The 19,881-nt window shown below is 43.0% G+C and carries 23 protein-coding genes and 1 tRNA gene; 17 read left to right on the top strand and 7 right to left on the bottom strand.

Going from position 1 to position 19,881, the window contains the following annotated elements:
- Window positions 1-33: 33 nt before the first annotated feature.
- The 4 genes from ACVW0P_RS05675 to ACVW0P_RS05690 all read left to right on the top strand — a co-directional run bounded on the left by ACVW0P_RS05675 (window position 34) and on the right by ACVW0P_RS05690 (window position 2,307).
- Complete coding sequence (locus ACVW0P_RS05675) at window positions 34-429, top strand: hypothetical protein (RefSeq protein ID WP_457131224.1); 396 nt, start codon at window positions 34-36, stop codon at window positions 427-429.
- Between the two features lie 9 nt (window positions 430-438).
- Window positions 439-1,095 carry a hypothetical protein gene (locus ACVW0P_RS05680; protein WP_457131225.1) on the top strand — a complete coding sequence of 219 codons (657 nt, stop codon included), beginning with the start codon at window positions 439-441 and terminating at the stop codon, window positions 1,093-1,095.
- A 55-nt stretch (window positions 1,096-1,150) separates the two neighbouring features.
- Window positions 1,151-1,720 (top strand): Crp/Fnr family transcriptional regulator, encoded by a 570-nt coding sequence (locus ACVW0P_RS05685; RefSeq protein WP_457131226.1) that lies wholly within the window; start codon window positions 1,151-1,153, stop codon window positions 1,718-1,720.
- Between the two features lie 143 nt (window positions 1,721-1,863).
- Window positions 1,864-2,307, top strand: coding sequence for a carboxymuconolactone decarboxylase family protein (locus tag ACVW0P_RS05690; RefSeq protein ID WP_457131227.1), 444 nt, complete (start codon window positions 1,864-1,866; stop codon window positions 2,305-2,307).
- A gap of 180 nt (window positions 2,308-2,487) precedes the next feature.
- Here the strand turns inward: ACVW0P_RS05690 and ACVW0P_RS05695 are convergent, their stop codons facing one another.
- The 4 genes from ACVW0P_RS05695 to ychF all read right to left on the bottom strand — a co-directional run bounded on the left by ACVW0P_RS05695 (window position 2,488) and on the right by ychF (window position 5,431).
- On the bottom strand, window positions 2,488-2,829 hold the full coding sequence (locus ACVW0P_RS05695; protein ID WP_457131228.1) for a hypothetical protein: 342 nt from the start codon (window positions 2,827-2,829) through the stop codon (window positions 2,488-2,490).
- A 177-nt stretch (window positions 2,830-3,006) separates the two neighbouring features.
- Window positions 3,007-3,078 (bottom strand) — tRNA-Arg (locus ACVW0P_RS05700).
- A 104-nt stretch (window positions 3,079-3,182) separates the two neighbouring features.
- Window positions 3,183-4,190 (bottom strand): SDR family oxidoreductase, encoded by a 1,008-nt coding sequence (locus tag ACVW0P_RS05705; protein WP_457131229.1) that lies wholly within the window; start codon window positions 4,188-4,190, stop codon window positions 3,183-3,185.
- 137 nt (window positions 4,191-4,327) lie between these two features.
- A complete protein-coding gene (ychF, locus tag ACVW0P_RS05710) occupies window positions 4,328-5,431 on the bottom strand; it encodes a redox-regulated ATPase YchF (protein ID WP_457131230.1) in 1,104 nt (367 codons plus the stop codon).
- 195 nt (window positions 5,432-5,626) lie between these two features.
- Between ychF and mgtE the strand changes: the two genes are divergently transcribed.
- The gene (gene mgtE / locus ACVW0P_RS05715; protein ID WP_457131231.1) at window positions 5,627-6,997 is read left to right on the top strand and encodes a magnesium transporter; all 1,371 of its coding nucleotides are present in this window, start codon (window positions 5,627-5,629) and stop codon (window positions 6,995-6,997) included.
- A gap of 91 nt (window positions 6,998-7,088) precedes the next feature.
- Complete coding sequence (locus ACVW0P_RS05720) at window positions 7,089-7,568, top strand: DUF5362 family protein (protein WP_457131232.1); 480 nt, start codon at window positions 7,089-7,091, stop codon at window positions 7,566-7,568.
- Between the two features lie 105 nt (window positions 7,569-7,673).
- Here ACVW0P_RS05720 and ACVW0P_RS05725 read toward each other — a convergent pair whose 3' ends face one another.
- Window positions 7,674-7,994, bottom strand: coding sequence for a DUF3276 family protein (locus tag ACVW0P_RS05725; RefSeq protein WP_457131233.1), 321 nt, complete (start codon window positions 7,992-7,994; stop codon window positions 7,674-7,676).
- A 127-nt stretch (window positions 7,995-8,121) separates the two neighbouring features.
- A complete protein-coding gene (locus ACVW0P_RS05730) occupies window positions 8,122-9,909 on the bottom strand; it encodes an ABC transporter ATP-binding protein (protein ID WP_457131234.1) in 1,788 nt (595 codons plus the stop codon).
- Between the two features lie 208 nt (window positions 9,910-10,117).
- Between ACVW0P_RS05730 and ACVW0P_RS05735 the strand changes: the two genes are divergently transcribed.
- From ACVW0P_RS05735 to ACVW0P_RS05775, 9 genes are all read left to right on the top strand, one after another.
- On the top strand, window positions 10,118-11,203 hold the full coding sequence (locus ACVW0P_RS05735; protein ID WP_457131235.1) for a Glu/Leu/Phe/Val family dehydrogenase: 1,086 nt from the start codon (window positions 10,118-10,120) through the stop codon (window positions 11,201-11,203).
- A 42-nt stretch (window positions 11,204-11,245) separates the two neighbouring features.
- Complete coding sequence (gene nusB / locus ACVW0P_RS05740) at window positions 11,246-12,193, top strand: transcription antitermination factor NusB (RefSeq protein ID WP_457131236.1); 948 nt, start codon at window positions 11,246-11,248, stop codon at window positions 12,191-12,193.
- A 7-nt stretch (window positions 12,194-12,200) separates the two neighbouring features.
- Window positions 12,201-12,644, top strand: a complete 444-nt coding sequence (locus tag ACVW0P_RS05745; protein ID WP_354429467.1) for a DUF1573 domain-containing protein — start codon at window positions 12,201-12,203, stop codon at window positions 12,642-12,644.
- A 66-nt stretch (window positions 12,645-12,710) separates the two neighbouring features.
- Window positions 12,711-13,031, top strand: a complete 321-nt coding sequence (gene yajC, locus ACVW0P_RS05750; protein ID WP_354429469.1) for a preprotein translocase subunit YajC — start codon at window positions 12,711-12,713, stop codon at window positions 13,029-13,031.
- Between the two features lie 94 nt (window positions 13,032-13,125).
- Window positions 13,126-14,073 carry a CdaR family protein gene (locus tag ACVW0P_RS05755; protein ID WP_457131237.1) on the top strand — a complete coding sequence of 316 codons (948 nt, stop codon included), beginning with the start codon at window positions 13,126-13,128 and terminating at the stop codon, window positions 14,071-14,073.
- Window positions 14,073-14,675 carry a dephospho-CoA kinase gene (gene coaE, locus ACVW0P_RS05760; RefSeq protein ID WP_457131238.1) on the top strand — a complete coding sequence of 201 codons (603 nt, stop codon included), beginning with the start codon at window positions 14,073-14,075 and terminating at the stop codon, window positions 14,673-14,675. Before ACVW0P_RS05755 ends, coaE begins: the two co-directional genes overlap by 1 nt.
- A complete protein-coding gene (locus tag ACVW0P_RS05765) occupies window positions 14,672-15,610 on the top strand; it encodes an exonuclease (RefSeq protein WP_457131239.1) in 939 nt (312 codons plus the stop codon). Before coaE ends, ACVW0P_RS05765 begins: the two co-directional genes overlap by 4 nt.
- The gene (locus ACVW0P_RS05770; RefSeq protein WP_457131240.1) at window positions 15,610-15,798 is read left to right on the top strand and encodes a DUF5522 domain-containing protein; all 189 of its coding nucleotides are present in this window, start codon (window positions 15,610-15,612) and stop codon (window positions 15,796-15,798) included. Before ACVW0P_RS05765 ends, ACVW0P_RS05770 begins: the two co-directional genes overlap by 1 nt.
- Window positions 15,799-15,910: 112 nt before the next feature.
- Entirely contained in the window at window positions 15,911-16,360 is a 450-nt protein-coding gene (locus ACVW0P_RS05775) for a MarR family winged helix-turn-helix transcriptional regulator (protein WP_457131241.1), read from the top strand.
- Between the two features lie 174 nt (window positions 16,361-16,534).
- Here ACVW0P_RS05775 and ACVW0P_RS05780 read toward each other — a convergent pair whose 3' ends face one another.
- On the bottom strand, window positions 16,535-17,104 hold the full coding sequence (locus ACVW0P_RS05780) for a phosphatase PAP2 family protein (protein ID WP_457131242.1): 570 nt from the start codon (window positions 17,102-17,104) through the stop codon (window positions 16,535-16,537).
- 135 nt (window positions 17,105-17,239) lie between these two features.
- Here ACVW0P_RS05780 and glmM point away from each other — a divergent pair, with 135 nt between their 5' ends.
- Both glmM and ACVW0P_RS05790 read left to right on the top strand, forming a co-directional pair.
- The gene (gene glmM, locus ACVW0P_RS05785; protein WP_457131243.1) at window positions 17,240-18,631 is read left to right on the top strand and encodes a phosphoglucosamine mutase; all 1,392 of its coding nucleotides are present in this window, start codon (window positions 17,240-17,242) and stop codon (window positions 18,629-18,631) included.
- Window positions 18,632-18,707: 76 nt separating this feature from the next.
- Complete coding sequence (locus ACVW0P_RS05790; protein ID WP_457131244.1) at window positions 18,708-19,844, top strand: cysteine desulfurase family protein; 1,137 nt, start codon at window positions 18,708-18,710, stop codon at window positions 19,842-19,844.
- Window positions 19,845-19,881: the final 37 nt, after the last annotated feature.

Genomic DNA, 19,881 nt, shown 5'->3' on the forward strand with positions numbered 1-19,881 from the left:
TATTTAATTTATCCCAATTTCTACATTCGCTCCATGAAAAAATACATCTACCTTTTCGTTATTGCACTTATTGCCAGCAGCTGCAGTTACACCGTTTATGATATGGCTAAAGGCAGGTTAGATATAGCCCCAAAAGCAACATATAACGTTAATTACATAACAGAAATACCTGCCGGTACAACTGCTACCATCAGCTATATTGATAAGGATAATACCAGGCATGTAGAGAAAGAATACACAGGCAAATTAGATAAATCGGTAGTGTTACCCTCAGGCCAGGATGTTAAGTTAACCGTTGATGTTAATCTGCCAAAAACAAACCCCGCAAGCCAGTTGGTAACCACCATTAAGGTAGATGGCGAAGTTGTTGACACCAAAACTCAAACGGGCAAAAAAGTTTTATACAGGTTTGAGTTTAAGCTGCCATAAGTTTTTCAAATGGCAGATCTTAAAATTACAGGCGGGGCGTACATTGGCAGAAGCAGGGCCACGTGGCCGTTTGCCAAATTAACGGTAAACGACCGTTTGTTAGAACTTAATGCAGGTATTATTGGCAAATTTGTGTTTAAGCCATCGGATATCGTTACTATAAGGCCTTATGATGGATTTGCAGGGTTTGTTAACGGTGTTGAGATAGTGCACACCGTACAAAGCTATAAGGAGCGCATTGTGTTCACTTCGTCAAAAGGTGTTAACGAGGTGATGAGGCTTATAAAACAAACCGGGTTTTTAGATAATAAAGATAAGCAGGGTTTAATATACGATTATGATATAGATGCTTTAAGGGCAAGCGGCACCTTCCCTCTAAAAACCCTCCCAACAGTTGTAATTGTTGTGATTTGGAACCTTTTGTTTTTTATCGATTTCACCGGTATCATCAAGGGAGAAATGCCAGCTAATTCTTTTTACTCGGGCCGTAATCTTGCAATAACGTATATGCTTGTATTGGCTTTACTGATACTTGTATTTAAGCCTCTAAGCAGTTTGATCTTAAAAGAAGGCCGTAGTGTTGGTGATATTATGCCATTTCTACTGTTCCTGATGTTTATACTTTCTATTTTGCTTGCAGGTTCATTACTGGCGCCGGTTAGTTAACTTTACCCGCACAGTGATTGATTATCATATAGAATAATTGCTAAATAGTAGAAATATGTATCCACAACTACTGGCCCACATTAAACGCCAGGTGCAGCTTAACCCGCAGGAAGAGCAGATGCTTTGCGATAGCATGGAGTTGAGAAAATACAAGAAGAAGGAAATCATCCTGGAGCCGGGCCAGCATTGCAAGGGTGAGTATTTTGTACTGAGCGGGTTGCTGCGCCAGTATTACGTTAACGCCAAGCTTAACGAACAGATTGTACAATTTGCCCTGGAGAATTGGTGGATAGCCGACCATGACAGTATTGTAAACCAAGTGCCCGCAGGTACTTACATCCAAACTATCGAAGCATCAGAAATATTATTGCTGCATAACCGCGATAAAGGCCCGCTGCTGGAGCAGATCCCCAAGCTGGATACCTACTTTAGGCTAACTATGCAACGGGCTTTTATAGCCTCGCAACGCCGCATAGGCTTTCTGTTCAACCAAACCGATGAGGAACGCTACAGATACTTCACCGCCATGTTCCCCGGCTTTGTGCAACGCGTGCCGCAGTATATGCTGGCATCGTACCTCGGTTTTACCCCGCAATTTTTAAGCAGGATAAGAGCTAAAGGATAGAGCCAAGATGCAAGAATCAAGACGTAAGATTTTTATTCTTGGCTCTTGATTCTTATCTCTTGATTCTAATTTTTCTTAACCTCAATTCATTTTTCTGAAGGGTGCTTGTGCGCAACTTTGTCTTAACAAAAACAAGAAAGACAATGACAAGAGCAAATATTTTAACTACCCAGCCCGATGCTTACAAAGCAATAATGGCTTTAGAGAATTTCGTTATCAGCAGCGAGATAGAACCACTGCATAAAGAATTGATCAAACTTCGTTCATCACAAATTAATGGTTGTGCCTACTGTTTAGATATGCATAGCAGGGATGCCCGCAAATTAGGCGAAACCGAGCAGCGCATTTACACATTAAGCGCCTGGAGAGATACCCCGTTCTTTGACGAAAAGGAGCAGGCGATATTGGCGTTAACGGAAGAAGTTACATTGATTAATAAAAAAGGAGTGTCTGATGATACGTACAATAAGGCTACCGAACTATTGGGCGCTAAATACGTAGGCCAGGTTATTATAGCCATCATCACTATAAATGCCTGGAACAGGATAGCCATCAGCTCTCACTTCCAGCCCGCGTTAAAAAAGTAATTTCAGCGGTATTTTATGCATTGTGTTCACGATTTTACACCACGTCAAATTATTAAACAACTGTTTATCAGCTTATTGAATATATTTTTTTGAGCGTTCACGCGTGAACGTGAACACCAATTGCCAAAAAAAAGCCATCTGCAATTGCGGATGGCTTTTCTTAATTTATATCAGGTTTGCTTATTTAAAAGCAGATATGTGTGTTGTTTTGATGCTGAGGATAAAAGATTTACCTACGCTTATTTTGATGTTTTTGTCCTGAAGCATCTCTTTGATGGCCTCGTCGGTTTTAAGGGCCTCATACAGATCGCGGGCTACAGCCGAACCGCTGATGTTGTTGATTACCTTACCGTTTTCCATAGCGATGTTAAACGTATAGCCAGATTTTCCCCTGTCGCCTGCCGACTCGAAATCGGTGATGTTCAGTTTAAAACTTTGGTCTTCGTTTAAGCTCCTTTTTAAATGCAGGCGTATAACCGGGATATATTTTCTCCAGGTTGTTAAATATTTTCTTTCTTCCATGTGTGTGTGTAAAGGTAAAATAATTAATTGGTTACACTAACTATTCTACCGTTTATCTGTTACAGACAACCGCATTATGCGTAAGCTATTATATGCATAACGGATAAATGCTGATCTTATTTGAAATTAATTAAGACAAAAAACCGCCTTAAAATTAATTAAGACGGTTGCTATAAGTGTCCACGATGAGATTCGAACTCATATCGACGGCTTCGGAGGCCATAATTCTATCCATTGAACTACGCGGACGATATTTGCGCAAATATAGAATTTTTGCTGCTACTATGTGCCACAATATAAAAAGCCCGGGTGGCATGTTGCAGCAACCCGGGCTTTTTATAATATTGGGAACGTTACTGCATACCCGCACCGCCGGATGATCCATAAATCTGTCCGGTTGCGTAGCTTGCATCCGCAGCGGCTAACTGTACATAAATGGAAGCCAGTTCTGCAGGTTGGCCGGGGCGGCCCATTGGGGTTTGCCCACCAAACTGTTTTAATTTTTCTTGTGTTGCGCCACCGCTAACCTGTAATGGTGTCCAAATTGGGCCGGGGGCGACGCCGTTTACGCGGATACCTTTTGGTGCCAATTGCTTAGCCAGCGAGCGCACATAGTTAGTGGTTGCCGCTTTAGTCTGCGCGTAATCATACAGATCGCCCGATGGATCTGTAGCTTGTTCTGATGTTGTGCCGATGATAGCCGAGCCAGGTTTTAAATAGGGCAACGCTGCTTTAATGGTCCAGAAGGGCGCATAGATATTAGTCTTCATGGTCCAGTCGAATTGCTCGGTACTAATATCTAATATCGACGGGTGCGTTTGCTGGCGGCCGGCGTTGTTCACCAATATATCCAGTCCGCCTAATTGTTTAGCTGCATCGTCCACCATTCTTTTACAAAAAGCTTCGTCGCGCAGGTCACCGGGAATGGCTACCGCTTTGCGTCCTGCTGCTTTTATCAGGGCGATGACTTCACGTGCATCCGGTTCCTCTGCAGGCAGGTAATTGATGGCAACATCGGCACCTTCACGGGCATAAGCTATAGCCGCAGCACGCCCCATGCCCGAGTCGCCACCAGTTATAAGTGCTTTTCTGCCCGCCAACCTGCCTGATCCTTTGTAGCTTTTTTCGCCATGATCGGGCACAGGGTCCATTTTACCGGCCAATCCAGGCCATGGTTGCAATTGACCGTTAAATGGTGGCTTCGGATACTTGGTTTGTGGATCTTCCAGCGGTTGCGCTGTTTGATTAGATGAGCTAAACGCCTCTGTAGCGCCTAAAACCGGCGATACCGCAACTGCGGCAAGCCCTGCACCAAGACCGCCAATTACGGTCCTGCGGCTTATTTTGTTATCGTTATCCATGGGTTTGTTTTCGTTATAGTATAAAATAATAACCCATGGTTTCTATTTTGGTTTGAGGGATTTCAGGAAATTGTTAAATAAAAAACCCCGCTTAAGCGGTTTACAGTATCTTACTCCCCCCTTACGGGGACTGGAGGTTACACGTTAAATCTAAAGTGCATAATGTCGCCATCCTGCACAATGTAGGTTTTACCTTCAACGCTCATTTTTCCGTTCTCTTTTATAACCGCTTCAGATCCATTGAACTTTACAAAGTCTTCATACTTAATAACCTCGGCACGGATGAAGCCTTTCTCAAAATCTGTATGGATAACACCTGCTGCTTGTGGAGCTGTAAAACCTTTTGTGATGGTCCATGCGCGTACTTCCTGTACACCCGCGGTAAAATAGGTAGCAAGGTTAAGTAAGCTGTAAGCAGCTTTAATCAGTTTGTTCACACCTGATTCTGTCAAGCCCAGATCACCCAAAAACTCCTGGCGTTCTTCAAATGATTCCAATTCAGCAATTTCGGCTTCTATTTGTGCAGATATCACCAAAACCTGCGCGCCTTCTTCTTTCGCAATGGCTTTTACCAGCTCTACATAAGCATTGCCCGTAGTAACAGAACCTTCGTCCACGTTACAAACATACAATACCGGTTTAGCAGTCAGCAACCAAATATCTTCGATGTATTCTTTATCCTCTTCGGCAACAGGGGCAGTGCGTGCGCTTTTACCTTCAAGCAAATGGTTTTTGTAAACTGTAAGCACGTCGTAGGTTTTTTTAGCCTCTTTGTCGCCGCCTGTTTTAGCCATTTTCTCCACCTTCTGGATCTTCTTTTCTATCGAATCCAGGTCTTTCAACTGTAATTCAGTGTCAATGATCTCCTTATCGCGGATAGGGTTAACAGAACCATCAACGTGGATCACATTATCGTTATCAAAGCATCGCAATACGTGCAGTATAGCGTTCGTAGCGCGGATATTTGCCAGGAACTGGTTACCCAAACCCTCGCCTTTACTGGCACCTTTAACAAGGCCTGCAATGTCAACTATCTCAATAACATTCGGTACGATGCTTTTGGGGTTAACAATCTCGGTTAGTTTTGTAAGACGCTCATCAGGTACGGTAATTACCCCCACATTTGGCTCGATTGTACAGAACGGAAAGTTTGCCGCCTGTGCCTTGGCATTTGATAAACAGTTAAAAAGTGTTGACTTACCCACATTTGGTAAGCCTACTATACCACATTGTAAACCCATTTGTTTGTTTTTTGAATCAAGATTTCAAGAAGCAGGAACAAGAAAAGAATCTTGTCTCTTGATTCTTGTTTTCCTGCCTCTTTTAAAGGCGCAAAGATAACAGAAAAAAAGCCTTGTAATTTGAAAAAATAAACGACTTTTGCCAGCGTCGCAAAAGGCAGAAAAATAGGTTAATAAGATGTAAACACGGGGCTTATGGAAGAGATGGTTGAGCAAATTGAATTACTACTGGAGCAGGAGGATACCACGCAGCTACAGGAATATTTGAACAACATGAATATCTCTGACGTTGAGGAACTTATAGATGAACTGCCTGAGCACGGCCCTGAATTTATCGAGATACTATCTATTAAACGCGCGGTTAATGTATTCCGCATCCTTGATTTCCCTACTCAGGAAAGGATCATCAAAAAACTTTCGGGCAAAAAGGTAAGCGAGATCGTAAATGAACTGCCACCCGATGACCGCACCGCATTTTTTAGCGAATTACATGGCGATGCGGTTGCCAAATTAATCCTGCACCTTTCGCCCGCCGACCGTAAAGAGGCGCTTTCTCTTTTAGGTTATAAAGAAGACAGCGTTGGCCGTTTGATGACACCCGATTATATAGCCGTTAAAAAAAGCTGGGATGTAACGCGAGTGCTATCGCACATTCGCCGGTACGGTAAAAATTCCGAAACTATCGATGTTATATATGTAATAGGAGAGAATGGTATCCTGCTGGATGATATCCGGATCCGCGAGATACTACTCGTTGCACCCGAAACTAAAATAAGCGACCTGATGGATGGCCGCCTAATCGCCCTGAGTGCAAACGACCCGCAGGAAGATGCGATAAACGTGTTCAGGATGAACAACCGGACCGCCTTGCCAGTTACCGACAAAGAAAACATACTGCTTGGTATTGTTACGGTAGATGACATTCTTTGGATTGCAAATGAAGAATACACAGAGGATATCCAAAAAATTGGAGGTACCGAGGCCTTGGACGAACCTTATTTAGATATCAATCTTTTCCGCCTGGTTAAGAAACGGATAAGTTGGCTCATTGTACTTTTCCTGGGCGAAATGCTTACGGCAACTGCTATGGGGCACTTTGAACACGCTATCGCCAACACTGTAGTATTGGCCCTGTTTGTACCGCTTATTATATCAAGCGGGGGTAACAGTGGGTCGCAGGCATCAACGCTAATTATACAGGCTATGGCGTTAGGGGAGGTAACCATAAGTGATTGGTGGCGGGTTATGCGCCGCGAAATAATATCCGGCCTGTTACTGGGTACAACCCTTGGTGTAATAGGTTTTATGCGAATTTACATATGGACACTTTTTAGCAATATATATGGCCCCGAATGGATGACAGTTGGGTTTATAGTAGGTATCGCTCTTGTCGGCGTAGTGTTATGGGGATCATTAGCAGGCTCTATGCTGCCATTACTGTTAAAAAAGTTAGGGGCCGACCCTGCGACATCATCCGCACCATTCGTGGCAACGCTGGTAGATGTTACCGGCCTCATTATTTACTTTACTATTGCAGTCTTATTTATGCCGGGTATTAACCATTAAGAATTTTTATTCTATAATGTTGGTTTATTGCTTGTTTCAGTTCAGATAATTTATATCTTTAAAAGAAATTCAAACACCCTAAACTAACACAATGGAAATTGACGAAATGCCGGTACAACCGGTAACCCCCCAACCACAAATCACTTTATCAGAACAAGCGTTGTACTTTTTACATAAAGCCGGCCAATGGGCTAACTTTATAGGCATTATAGGGTTTGTAATGACCGGCCTGATCGTGATACTTGCATTATTTATAGGAACACTATTTACCACGCTTGCAGCTTTTAACCCAATGATGGCAGGTGCAGCGGCAGCAGGTCCTCTGTTAACTGTTGTTTACCTATTATTTGCAGCTTTTAACTTCTTCTTCTCGTATTATCTGTACCAGTTTGGTGCACGAATTAAAAAAGCTATTTTATTTAATAATACTGAAGATGCAACACAGGCTTTTGGTAAATTAAAATCCTTCTTTAAACTTTGGGGTATTACTTTGATTGTAATACTATCACTTTATGCGCTAATATTTATTTTTGCGATCATAGGCGGCGCAGCAGGAATGATGAGCAGATAACAGAATATGAAGTAAAATCTTTATAAAAACAAGAAACCCCGTCTGTTAAGGCGGGGTTTCTTTGTATAATTTAGGTTTGTTTAATTCTTACTTTGCAAGAGAACTTTAGAAAGAGAAATCTTCGTCGGCTTTGGCGGTTTCAACGTTTTCACCAAATTCATAGCGTTTCTCAACTACTTCCTGATGCTCTTTAACGTAATCTACGGCGTCTTTAAGGCCTTCGGCAAATTTTTCAAAGTCTTCTTTATAAAGGAAAATTTTATGTTTTACAAAAACACCGTCCTCTAAACGTTTTTTACTTTCAGTGATAGTCACGTAGTAATCGTTAGACCTGGTTGCTTTTACATCAAAAAAATAAGTTCGTTTACCGGCCCTTATTTTTTTGGAGTACACCTCTTCACGCTCTCTATTGTCAAAATCTCCCATAAATTTTTTATTGTAATAGTTTTGGTGGCATAAATATATATAAAAAACTAATTGCAAGTATTTAATTAAATCACAATTAGATCTTTATTTCAATCTTTTACGCCAATTAAGAGTAAAGGGTTGCGTTTTAAGCTTGTTCCTCTTCTTCCAGCAGTTGTTTTTCGTATAACTCAAAGTATGAGCCTTTAAGTTCCATTAACTGGTTGTGGGTGCCTTGCTCTACAATTTCACCATTATCAAGCACTAAAATGTTGTCGGCGTTTTTGATGGTGGAGATACGGTGCGATATAATTACGCTGGTTTTGCCATGCATAATTCGGCCAAGGTTGCTTAATATTTCTTCTTCGGTGCGGGTATCAACGGCAGACAAACAATCATCAAATATCAATACCTGCGGATGCTTTACTATAGCCCTGGCAATGCTTACCCGCTGCTTTTGTCCGCCAGAAAGGGTTACGCCACGCTCGCCAATTAAGGTTTCGAAACCTTTCTCCAGTTCCATAATATTATTGTAAACGGCAGCATCCTTTGCGGCTTGCTCTACACGTGGCATATCCAGCACATCGGCGCTGAAGGCTATGTTGTGAGATATGATATCCGAGAACAGGAAAACCTCCTGCGGTACAAAGCCAATTTGCGACCGGTAGTTATCCAGGTTAAGCTGGAGTAATGATTTATCGTCCACCAGGATCTCGCCGCCGGTTGTGTCGTACATGCGCATCACCAGGTTGGCAATGGTAGATTTTCCAGACCCGGTACGACCAATAATCGCCACCATTTCGCCCGGATTAGCAGTAAAAGAAACATTTTTTAGTGCCGTAATACCAGTATCAGGGTATTTGAACGATACGTTCCTAAATTCGATCTTACCGGCTAAAGTATGCGGCAGTGCTTTGGGAGATTGGATCTCGGGCTGCTCGTGCAAAAACTCGTTGATACGCTTTTGAGAGGCGGCCGCGCGTTGGACAAGCGAAGTAACCCAACCCAACGAAATCACCGGGAAGGCCAGCATGTTCAGGTACACAATAAACTCGGCGATGTTACCGGGCGTGATGTTACCCTTCATTACCTCTACACCGCCGATGTACATGGTGATCACGTTACTTAGCCCTATCAGCAACAGCATCGACGGGAAAAACATAGCCTGAACTTTGGCCATGGCCATACTTTGGGTTTTATAATCTTCGCTTTCGGCGGCAAATTTCTCCCTTACAAAGCTCTCGCGAACGTAAGATTTTATGACCCTGATGCCCGAAAAATTTTCCTGTACAAAGCTGGATAGGGCCGACAGCCGCTGCTGGATCTTCTCGCTGCGATATTCAATAACGGTGTTCACATAAAATATAATAACCGCCAAAATAGGCAGCGGCAATACCGAAAACACCGCCAGCCTAACACTTACTGTAAGCATGGCGTATATTACCAGTATAAATAACACAATGGTATTAATGGTGTACATAATGCCCGGCCCAAGGTACATGCGTACACGGCTAACGTCCTCGGTAACGCGGTTCATGAGGTCGCCGGTGTTGTGGCGGCGGTAAAAGGCAAGCGATAAAACCTGGTAGTGCGAATAGATCTCGTTCTTAAGATCATACTCGATATGCCTCGACATGAGGATAATGGTTTGTCGCATAAAGAACAGGAACAATCCGCGAAGCAATGCCAGTACCAAAACCAATATGCCGAATAGTAATAAACTGGAGCCGAATATATCGTAGATAACCTCCTGCCTGTTAAAACCATCAAATAGCTGGTAAACGCCAATGTTCTCCGTAACCAGATCGAACGCTACGCGGATAACCTGCGCCGGCAACACGCCAAATATATTTGATATGATAACAAACAGCACGCCCGGAACCAGGCGCCAGCGGTATTTATAAAAGAATTTATTGAGGTATGCGAGGTCTTTCATGTGTGTTTAGTCCGGAAAGTCAGCAAGACCGGATGATTCTGCCTAATCCAAAAGTACATGTTTAATAGTAACTCCAAAGTAAAAAGTAACCATAATCTAAGTCATTCGGACTTCCGGCCGTCGACTTTCCGACTTTAACTTTGCCACGCAAAAAAAAACCTCTACTTTTGCCGAACCATAACTAATATTTTATTTGCCGCGTCCCTAAATGTCTGTTCAACAACCTACCGATAGTATATTTAACCAGCTCGATGCCTTTGGCCACAAGAAAGTTGTGTACTGCAGCGACCCGGATACCGGTTTAAGGGCTATTATAGCTATACATAATACCACGCTTGGCCCTGCCTTTGGCAGTACCCGCATGTGGGCCTACAAAACCGAGGCGGATGCTTTAAACGATGTGTTGCGCCTGTCAAAAAGCATGACCTATAAGTGTGCTATTGCGGGTTTAAACATGGGTGGTGGTTATTCGGTTATCATCGGCGACTCTCACAAGGACAAGAACGAGGCCATGATGCGCAAGTTTGGCCGCTTTATTAAAAATCTTAACGGCGAATTTATTACCTCTGAGGATGTAGGCACAACCCCACGCGATATGGAATATATCCGTATGGAAACGCAGCATGTTACCGGCATCCCCGAAAGTTTGGGCGGGAGCGGCGACCCGGCACCAGTTGCGGCTAAAGGCGTTTATATGGGCATTAAAGCTTGTGTAAAAGAGCAGTTTGGCACCGACAGCCTTACCGGTAAAGCAGTAATTGTACAGGGAATTGGCCACGTAGGCGAAAACCTGGTAAAGTTGCTTCGCGACGAAAATGCGAAGGTTTATATCAGCGATATTAACGATGAGCGTACCCGCCAGGTATCTAAAAAATACGGTGCCGAAGCGGTATCTAACAATTCGATATTTGATATCGACGCGGATATTTATTCGCCCTGTGCTTTAGGTGCTACCATCAATACTGAAACCATCGCAAAAATAAAGTGCGGAATTATAGCGGGATCGGCCAATAACCAGTTGCAGGATGAGCATATACACGGCAAAATGTTGCTGGAGAAAGGCATACTTTTTGCCCCGGATTACGTTATTAACGCTGGTGGTATTATTAACTGTTACTCGGAGTTGATGGGTTTTAGTAAAAAGCGCACCCTGCAGCTTACCGAAAATATTTATGAGGCAACCCGTAATGTTTTAAAACTTTCTAAGTTGGAAAATATTTCTACAACAGATGCGGCAAACAAAATTGCCGAAAAACGTATTGCTGATATTAAAAAAGTAAAATCAACCTATTAAAATTTATCATAGCCCAATTGCGGGCATAATCGTTCTTACAACATGTTAAACAGAAGGCACCTTAGGGTAAAAGTGTTACAGTCGCTGTACGCGTTCCACCAATCGGATACAAGAGACATTAAAGCGCATGAAAAAAACCTGCTAAGCAGTATCGATCAGGTTTTTGAAATGTACATCTGGATGCTATCATTAATAAGCGAAGTGATAGATTACAGCGAAACCGATGCGGTAGAAAGGGCCGCAAAGCATTTACCAACGGCCGATGACCTTAACGCGAGTGTTAAGATCATGAGCAACCGTTTCCTGGTATCGTTAAAAGACAACCGCGATTACCTTATCGCCCTTAAAAAGTATAAAGTAGAGTGGTCGTTTGATCCTGAATTGGCAAAATCACTTTTCACTACGCTTAAAAATTCGACGGAATACACCGAGTACATCGCAAAAACCGACGATACCTTACAAACCGATAAAGACATCATCAAGTTCATTTTCAAAAAGGTGATCCTTAAATCATCATTAGCCGAGCAGGTTTTTGAGGATAAATTTATCTACTGGCCGGTTGACCGCGAGGTGCTGCAGGCGCTGATCGCTAAAACATTCAAAAACTTTTCATCAGATAACTATGCCGAAAACAAGCTTGCCGATATTAGCGGTAACTGGGATGAGGATAGGGAATTTGTAGTGAATTTGTTTGAGCAAACCATCCGGCACGATGTAACTTACCAGGCGTTGATAGCTGAAAAGACCCAAAACTGGGAGCCTGACCGTATAGCGATGATGGATACCTTATTAATGAAGATGGCTATTGCAGAGTTTATTAACTTTACATCTATCCCGGTTAAGGTTACCATTAACGAGTACCTGGAGATCTCGAAGGAGTTTAGTACACCTAAAAGTAATTCGTTTATAAACGGTATATTAGACAAGATTTTGTTTGAATTAAAAGAGCAAAATAAGATTAAGAAAATAGGCAGGGGTTTAATAGAATAATCAAAAAATGAAAAAGCTGTTTTTATGTGCAATTATTGCAGGCGCGTTGTTTACATCGGCCTGTAACCAAACCGGCCAAAACGCAAGCGCGGCCGTAGCTGATAACGGTAACACCAGCGCAACCAACGCGCCTGTTATGAAGTTTGAAAAAGAAACCCACGACTTTGGCAAGATCAAGGATGGTGATAAGGTTACTTACGAGTTTAAGTTCACCAACACCGGTAAATCGCCGTTGATTATTAAAGATGCGGTTGCAACATGTGGCTGTACCAAGCCAGAGTGGCCTGCCACCCCGATACAACCGGGTGCCGATGGTGCAATAAAAGTTACGTTTAACAGCGCCCATAAACAAGGTTTACAGGATAAACAAATTACTATTACAGCTAATACCAACCCTGCGCAAAGCATGGTACATTTAATTGGCGAGGTAACCACAACCACTACTAAATAAGTATAATTATTTGTGAAGCGCGGTTAAAAAGCTAATTCACAAAATCACTAATTCAATAATTAATAAATGATAGCTACAGTTTTATTACAAGCCGGCGGCGGCTTAGGTTACCCTCAATTGATCATGTTTGGCGCAATTGCCGTTGTGTTTTACTTTTTTATGATCCGCCCGCAAATGAAGAAACAAAAAGACCAGAAAAAATACGTTGACGAGCTTAAAAAAGGCGACAAAATTGTAACTACGGCCGGTATACACGGTAAAATTTACGAAGTTGCCGAAACTACTTTTCTTGTTGAAACAGAAGGCGGTGGCCGCATCCGTTTTGATAAATCTGCCGTATCGTTAGATGCCTCAAAAGCATTGAATACACCAGTGGTTACCAAATAGGTTTAAAGGATAAGGTAAAAAGCGAAAGGAAAACCTTTCGCTTTTTTTGTTTCAAGCGTTTTACCTTTTACCTTTACCCTTTCACCTCAAAAAAATGGCAATAATAAAATTATCTGCAATTGAGCGCCGGCGGTTATCGGCCTTTGTGACCTGCCTGGTGATTGCCATAGTTGCGTGGATGTTTACTACGTTGTCCAACCCATACAAATTCAGCATAAAACAAGTAATAGTTTTTAAAAACGCCCCACAGAAACGTGCGTTCCACCCGCTGCAGCCAGATACTGTTAATGCCATGGTGCAGGGCACGGGCTGGCAAATGCTGATGTTTAGGATGAACGATGAGAAAAAGGCCATCACCGTTGATCTCCATACCATCGATCCCAAAAACTACGTAGTACTTAGCTCGCAGTTAAAACAGATTAATACTAATAAGGAGTTGGAGCATGAGATAATCGCCATAACTCCCGATACCTTGTTTTTTGATTTTAGCAGCCGTACAGTTAAACGTGTGCCGGTAGAACTGGTACAAGCAATAACCTACCAAAAGCAGTTCGCTCAGTCGGAAAATGTGAATATTAAGCCCCGTTATGTAACCATCAGCGGCCCTGCCGAGGTTTTAAAGAAAATAAGTACCTGGAAAACTGATACTGTTAAAATTAATGATGCTAACGAAGATTTTTATGGCCGTATAAAAGTGCAGGGTGTTAAAGAAGGCAACCTGAGCGTGTTGCCCAAAACTGTTACGGTGAACATCCCCATTGATGAGTTTACCGAAAAAACGATTGAGGTACCCGTAAAACTCATCAATAATAATAAGTATTATGATGTAAAGATCTTCCCGCAAAAGGTTAGGGTAACGTTCACTACATCGCTAACCAATTACCCTGACCTGAACGAGGACGATTTTGAAGCAGTTGCCGATTTGGAGCTATGGCGCCACAACGGATACACTGTGCTGCCCGTAAAGGTAACACGGTCGCCATCGTACAGCAGGGTGGTAAAGATAGTACCGCAGAATATTGATTTTATTATCAAAAAATAATGTTTAAAGTAGGCATCACCGGCAATATAGGCAGTGGCAAAACCACCGTTTGCAAAATATTTGAAGTATTGGGCATCCCGGTTTTTTATGCTGATGATGCAGCCAAACAAGTTATGGTAAAGGATGAAGAACTTATTAAAGGCATAAAAAAAGCCTTTGGTAACGACGCCTACTTTAGCGATGGCAGCCTTAACCGCAAGTATATAGCGGGCATCGTGTTCAACAGTAAACAGGAAATTGAAAAGCTGAACGCGCTGGTACACCCCGCCGTTTTTCGTGCTTTTGATAAATGGGTGATTAATCAAAAAGATGCGCCTTACGTGTTAAAGGAGGCCGCCATATTATTTGAAAGCGGCTCTTACAAAAAGTGCGACAGGGCTATAATGGTTACCGCGCCTTTAGAGATCCGAATAAAACGTGTTACCTCTCGCGATGGCATTACCGCCGACGAAGTTAAAGCCCGTAACGCCCGCCAATTTACTGAAGAAAAAAAGCTGGCCCTGGCCAATGACGTTATTACAAATGATGATAAACAACTCGTTATTCCGCAGGTATTAAAGCTGCACGAGCTATACCTGTCTATCGCCCAACAAAATTCATGATATTAGACGATTTTATTGCCTTTAATGCCAATGGCCTATATTGCCGTTATGCCGATTTTTACCTGGATCCGCAACTCGCGGTTACCAATGCCGTAATAAGCCACGCCCACGCCGATCATGCCAAGAGCGGCAATACCAATGTTTATACCACCGCTGCTACTTATGCCTTTATGCAATTGCGATACGGCAAGGGCGCGGCTAAAACAACCCATATAGCGGATTATAAAGCACTGTTTAGCATTGGCGATGTGCAGATCACCTTTATCCCCGCAGGCCACATGCCCGGCTCTGCACAAGTGTTAATGGAGTACCAGGGAATACGATACCTCTACACAGGTGATTATAAGCTACAGCCCGATGCCACCTGCGAGCCTTTTGAATTTGTTAAGGCCAATGTGCTGATAACTGAAAGCACCTTCGCCGACCCGAATACCGCGCACCCGGACCCGGTGGCGGAGATTAAAAAACTAAATAATATTAAAATAAACATTCTGTTAGGCGCTTACAGCCTGGGTAAAAGCCAGCGTTTGATTAGGATGATAAACGATTATGCCCCGCAGAAAAAGGTATTGGTACATCACCGTATTATGCCTGTCAACGCTATTTATCAAAAGCTTGGGTTCGAACTGGGCGATCACCGGATGTATGGCCGTAAACTGATGAAAACGCAAGAGGAGTGGGTGTACATTGTGCCGCCCTTTACGTTTGAGAGTTACATCAAAGCAACAGGGGTGAAGCGCCTGTTTGCATCCGGCTGGAAAAATCTGCAGGTTAACAATCAGGACACCCTTTATATATCAGACCATGCCGACTGGGACGACATCATCAAAACCATTGAACAAACAGAGCCTCAACAGATCTGGACGCTGCACGGTGACGGCACACATTTAAAAAAATACTTTAATAACAATATTTTTGTGAAATTGCTGAGCTAATGCTACAGGAAAACGTTGATTATTACATAAACCAGGACGGTAACTTTGTTTTTACAAAAGAATACCATTTAAAGCGCGGTTATTGCTGTAAAAACCAATGCCTGCACTGCCCTTGGAATTATAGGGGAGAGATGGATAAAACTGAAGAGTCGGGACATTTAGACCAAAAAATCAAGAAAGAAATGTAATGTAAACCAATGAGTTTACGGTTATTGAGCCATTTTTTTACCGCTTGTCTTGATTCTTGACTCTTGGTTCTTGATTCGCATAAATAGGTTATATTTGCCGAATAGTTAAATCATGGGAATAGAGGAAGATATAAAAAGCACGAATTTTGAAGACAATTACCACAAAGCGGTAATTAATCTTAACTATACGTACGGTTGGATCAACAACTATATGCGCCCGGAATTTGAGCGTTATAAGCTTACCCAACAACAATTTAATATCCTGCGCATATTACGCGGCCAGTTCCCAAAACCGGCCACCGTAAATTTATTGAAGGATAGGATGATCGACAAAATGTCGGATGCTTCGCGTATTGTAGACCGCCTGGTGCAAAAAGGCCTGGTATCGCGCTGTACCAACTCCCGCGACCGCCGTGCCGTAGATATCCGCATTAGCGACGAAGGTTTAGAGATCCTTAAAAAAATGGATGCCTGCTTTAAAACCAAAGACCTCTTTAAACGAAACCTTACCGAAGAAGAAGCCGGCCAGTTAAGCGATCTATTGGATAAGATGAGAGGATAGTTTTAAGAGAATCAGGATTTTTAGAATCAGGAGTCAAGACAAAATATAATGGGCGCTTACGAGAGTAGGCGCCTATTTGTGTTAATTGACTAATAGGTTTGTCAGTCTGAGCTTGTCGAAGACTTGTACAAGCGACAATTGGTTAGACAGCTTCATCATGACAATTGTAATACGCTATGCCTTAAACCCAGGCACAACCTTCCTAAACCCAACCCCAAATAACACGCCTACTAAACTGCCATATGCAGCTCCCCCGGTAACATCAAGGGGGTAGTGTACACCAACATAAACTTGTGCAAAGCATATAATGGCAGCCCATAATATGGTTGCGGGCAGTACCCATCTCCACCGTTTAAAAAATATAAAACTTAAAAACGCGGCTATGGCAAAATGGTCGGTAGCGTGGGTAGATGGGAAGCTGTAGCCGGGGCCGCAGGCAACACGGCTTATATCGGTTGGGCCGGTTACCGGGTCGCGGCAGGGGCGCAGGCGATTTACGTTTGGCTTGATGATGCTGGCACTTGTAAAATCGGCAAAACCAACGGCCATTGCCAAAAACACAACCAGTATCATGCCCTGCTTTTTGTATCGCCAAATGCTGAAAATAATGATGAACAGATACAGCGGGATCCAAAATTTGGGGTTGCGCATCAGAGGCATCAAAACGTCAAAAAACGAGTTTGATAGGTCGTGATTGATGAAGTAGAATAAATGCCGGTCAAAGTTTAGCAGGAAGTCGGGCATCGGGTTATTGTGGTGATATACTTAGTGTTGTCAACAGTGGTAAATATAGGCAATAAATTGATGTGCAAACTATTGCTTTTTTTACAATGCTATAGCTTAAATATTCTTATTTTTGCGGCTAATCATCTATATATTTTGACACTCATAAAATCTATTTCGGGCATCAGGGGTACCATAGGTGGTGCAGCCGGCGACGGCTTAACCCCCTTGGATATTGTAAAATTTGTATCTGCATACGGTAGCTGGGCTGTAAAACGAACAGGCATTAAAAAGATAGTTTTGGGCCGCGATGCCCGCCTATCGGGCAGTATGGTAAACAACCTGGTTATCGGTACGCTGCAAGGCTTGGGGATAGATGTGATAGACTTAGGCCTCTCAACCACCCCGACTGTTGAGGTTGCCGTGCCTGATAAGAATGCTGCAGGTGGTATTATCCTTACCGCCAGCCATAATCCAAAACAGTGGAACGCCCTTAAATTATTGAACGAAAAAGGCGAGTTTATTAGCGATGTAGATGGTAAAGAAGTTTTAGAAATTGCCGAGAACAGCGATTTTGTTTACGCCGATGTAAATGACCTGGGTACTGTTACCAATGATGATAGCTACCTGCAAAAACATATCGATAAAGTACTGGCGCTGCCTTTGGTGAATGTTGCCGCTATCAAAAAAGCCAACTTTAAAGTAGCTATTGATTGTGTGAACTCTACAGGTGGTATTTTTGTCCCGGCATTATTAAAGGCGCTTGGTGTAGAGGTTATCCATGAGCTTTATTGCGAACCTGATGGGCACTTCCCACACAACCCGGAGCCATTGCCGGAGAACTTGGTAGCCCTGGCGAAAGAGGTTTTAAAAACCAAATCTGACCTCGGTATAGCTGTTGACCCTGATGTTGACCGCCTTTGCTTTGTTTGCGAGGATGGCAGCATGTTTGGCGAAGAGTACACTTTAGTTGCTGTTGCCGATTATGTGTTGAAGAACAACAAAGGCAACACGGTATCAAACCTGTCATCAACCCGCGCCCTGCGCGATGTTACCGAAGATGCTGGCGGAGAATACCATGCTGCCGCGGTAGGCGAGGTAAATGTGGTTAATAAAATGAAGGAAGTGAACGCCGTAATTGGCGGCGAAGGCAATGGCGGGGTTATTTACCCCGAGTTGCACTACGGCCGTGATGCTTTGGTGGGTATAGCTTTATTCCTGACCCATTTGGCTAACTATGGCAAACCGGTATCAGTATTAAGGGCATCATACCCAAGCTACTTTATCTCTAAAAACAAGATCACATTAACGCCCGAGATGGATATCGATGCGTTGTTGTTGAAGGTGGAAGAAAAATACCAGAAACAGCCACACTCTACTATTGATGGATTAAAAATAGAGTTTGATAAGCAATGGGTACACCTGCGCAGGTCAAACACCGAGCCTATTATCCGCATCTATTCTGAAGGAGGTTCAGAAACCGTTGCAGAGAGCCTGGCTAACAAGATAATTGCCGATATAAAAGAAATATTGAATTTAAACGAGTAGCAGACAAACCGCCGGGGGTTGGGGAATCCCACGGTATTGCCTGTTATTTTTACTGACCATAATTATTTAAGAAACGATGCGAGTTTATTTAGACAACGCCGCTACTACCGCCTTTGATCCTGAAGTTTTAAAGGAAATGTATAAAGTTATGGAAGGCCATTTTGGCAATCCATCTTCAATACACTCCCACGGGCGCGAGGTGCGTACTTTGATAGAGCGTTCGCGCAAAACCATTGCCGGCTTGCTTCATACCTCGCCTGCCGAGATCTTTTTTACAAGCGGCGGTACCGAGGCGGATAATACTGCCATCCGTTGCGGTATTGTAGATCATAAACTTACACATGCCATCACTACTAAGTTAGAGCACCATGCAGTTGTGCATACGCTGCAGGCAATGGAAAAAGCAGGCGTTATCAAACTAAGCTACGCCGATGTTGACTGTAATGGCAACGTTGATTATGATCATCTGGAGACGTTATTAAAGACCAATGAACGCAGCTTTGTATCGCTGATGCACGCCAATAATGAATTAGGTACGCTTACAGATATTGAGCGCGTAGGAGAGCTTGCCGAGGCCTACAATGCCCTTTACCATAGCGATACGGTACAAACGGTAGGCCATTATAAACACGATCTTACGAAGCTTAAATTGCATTTTATGGTTTGTGGCGCGCATAAATTGCACGGGCCAAAAGGCGTAGGCTTCTTACACATCAACCATAAGGTTAAAATTAATCCTATGATCTACGGTGGTTCGCAAGAGCGTAACATGCGTGGCGGTACCGAGAACGTTTACGGTATTGTAGGCATGGCCAAAGCGCTTGAACTTGCTTATGCCGATATGGACGGCCACCAGGCGTATATACAGGGCTTAAAAAGCTATATGATAGCGCAATTGGAACAAAACATCCCAGGTGTTGCTTTTAATGGCGAAACAGATCCTTCTAAGAGTTTATATACGGTATTAAACGTATCATTCCCCGAAATGGAAATGGCCGATATGCTTTTGTTTAATCTTGATATTGCAGGTATTTCGGCTTCGGGCGGTAGCGCATGCAGTTCGGGTACGGATATTGGTTCGCACGTGTTAACGGCTATAGGCGCTAACCCAAACAGGCCTGCGGTTAGGTTTTCATTTTCTAAATACAATACAAAAGAAGAGATTGACTACACGGTAGCCAAACTGCGCGAAATGTGCATGGTGAACGTTTAATTGAGCGCTAATTTCTATTTTGTTAAAACATGGCCTC

This window comes from Mucilaginibacter sp. UYNi724 (assembly GCF_054057495.1).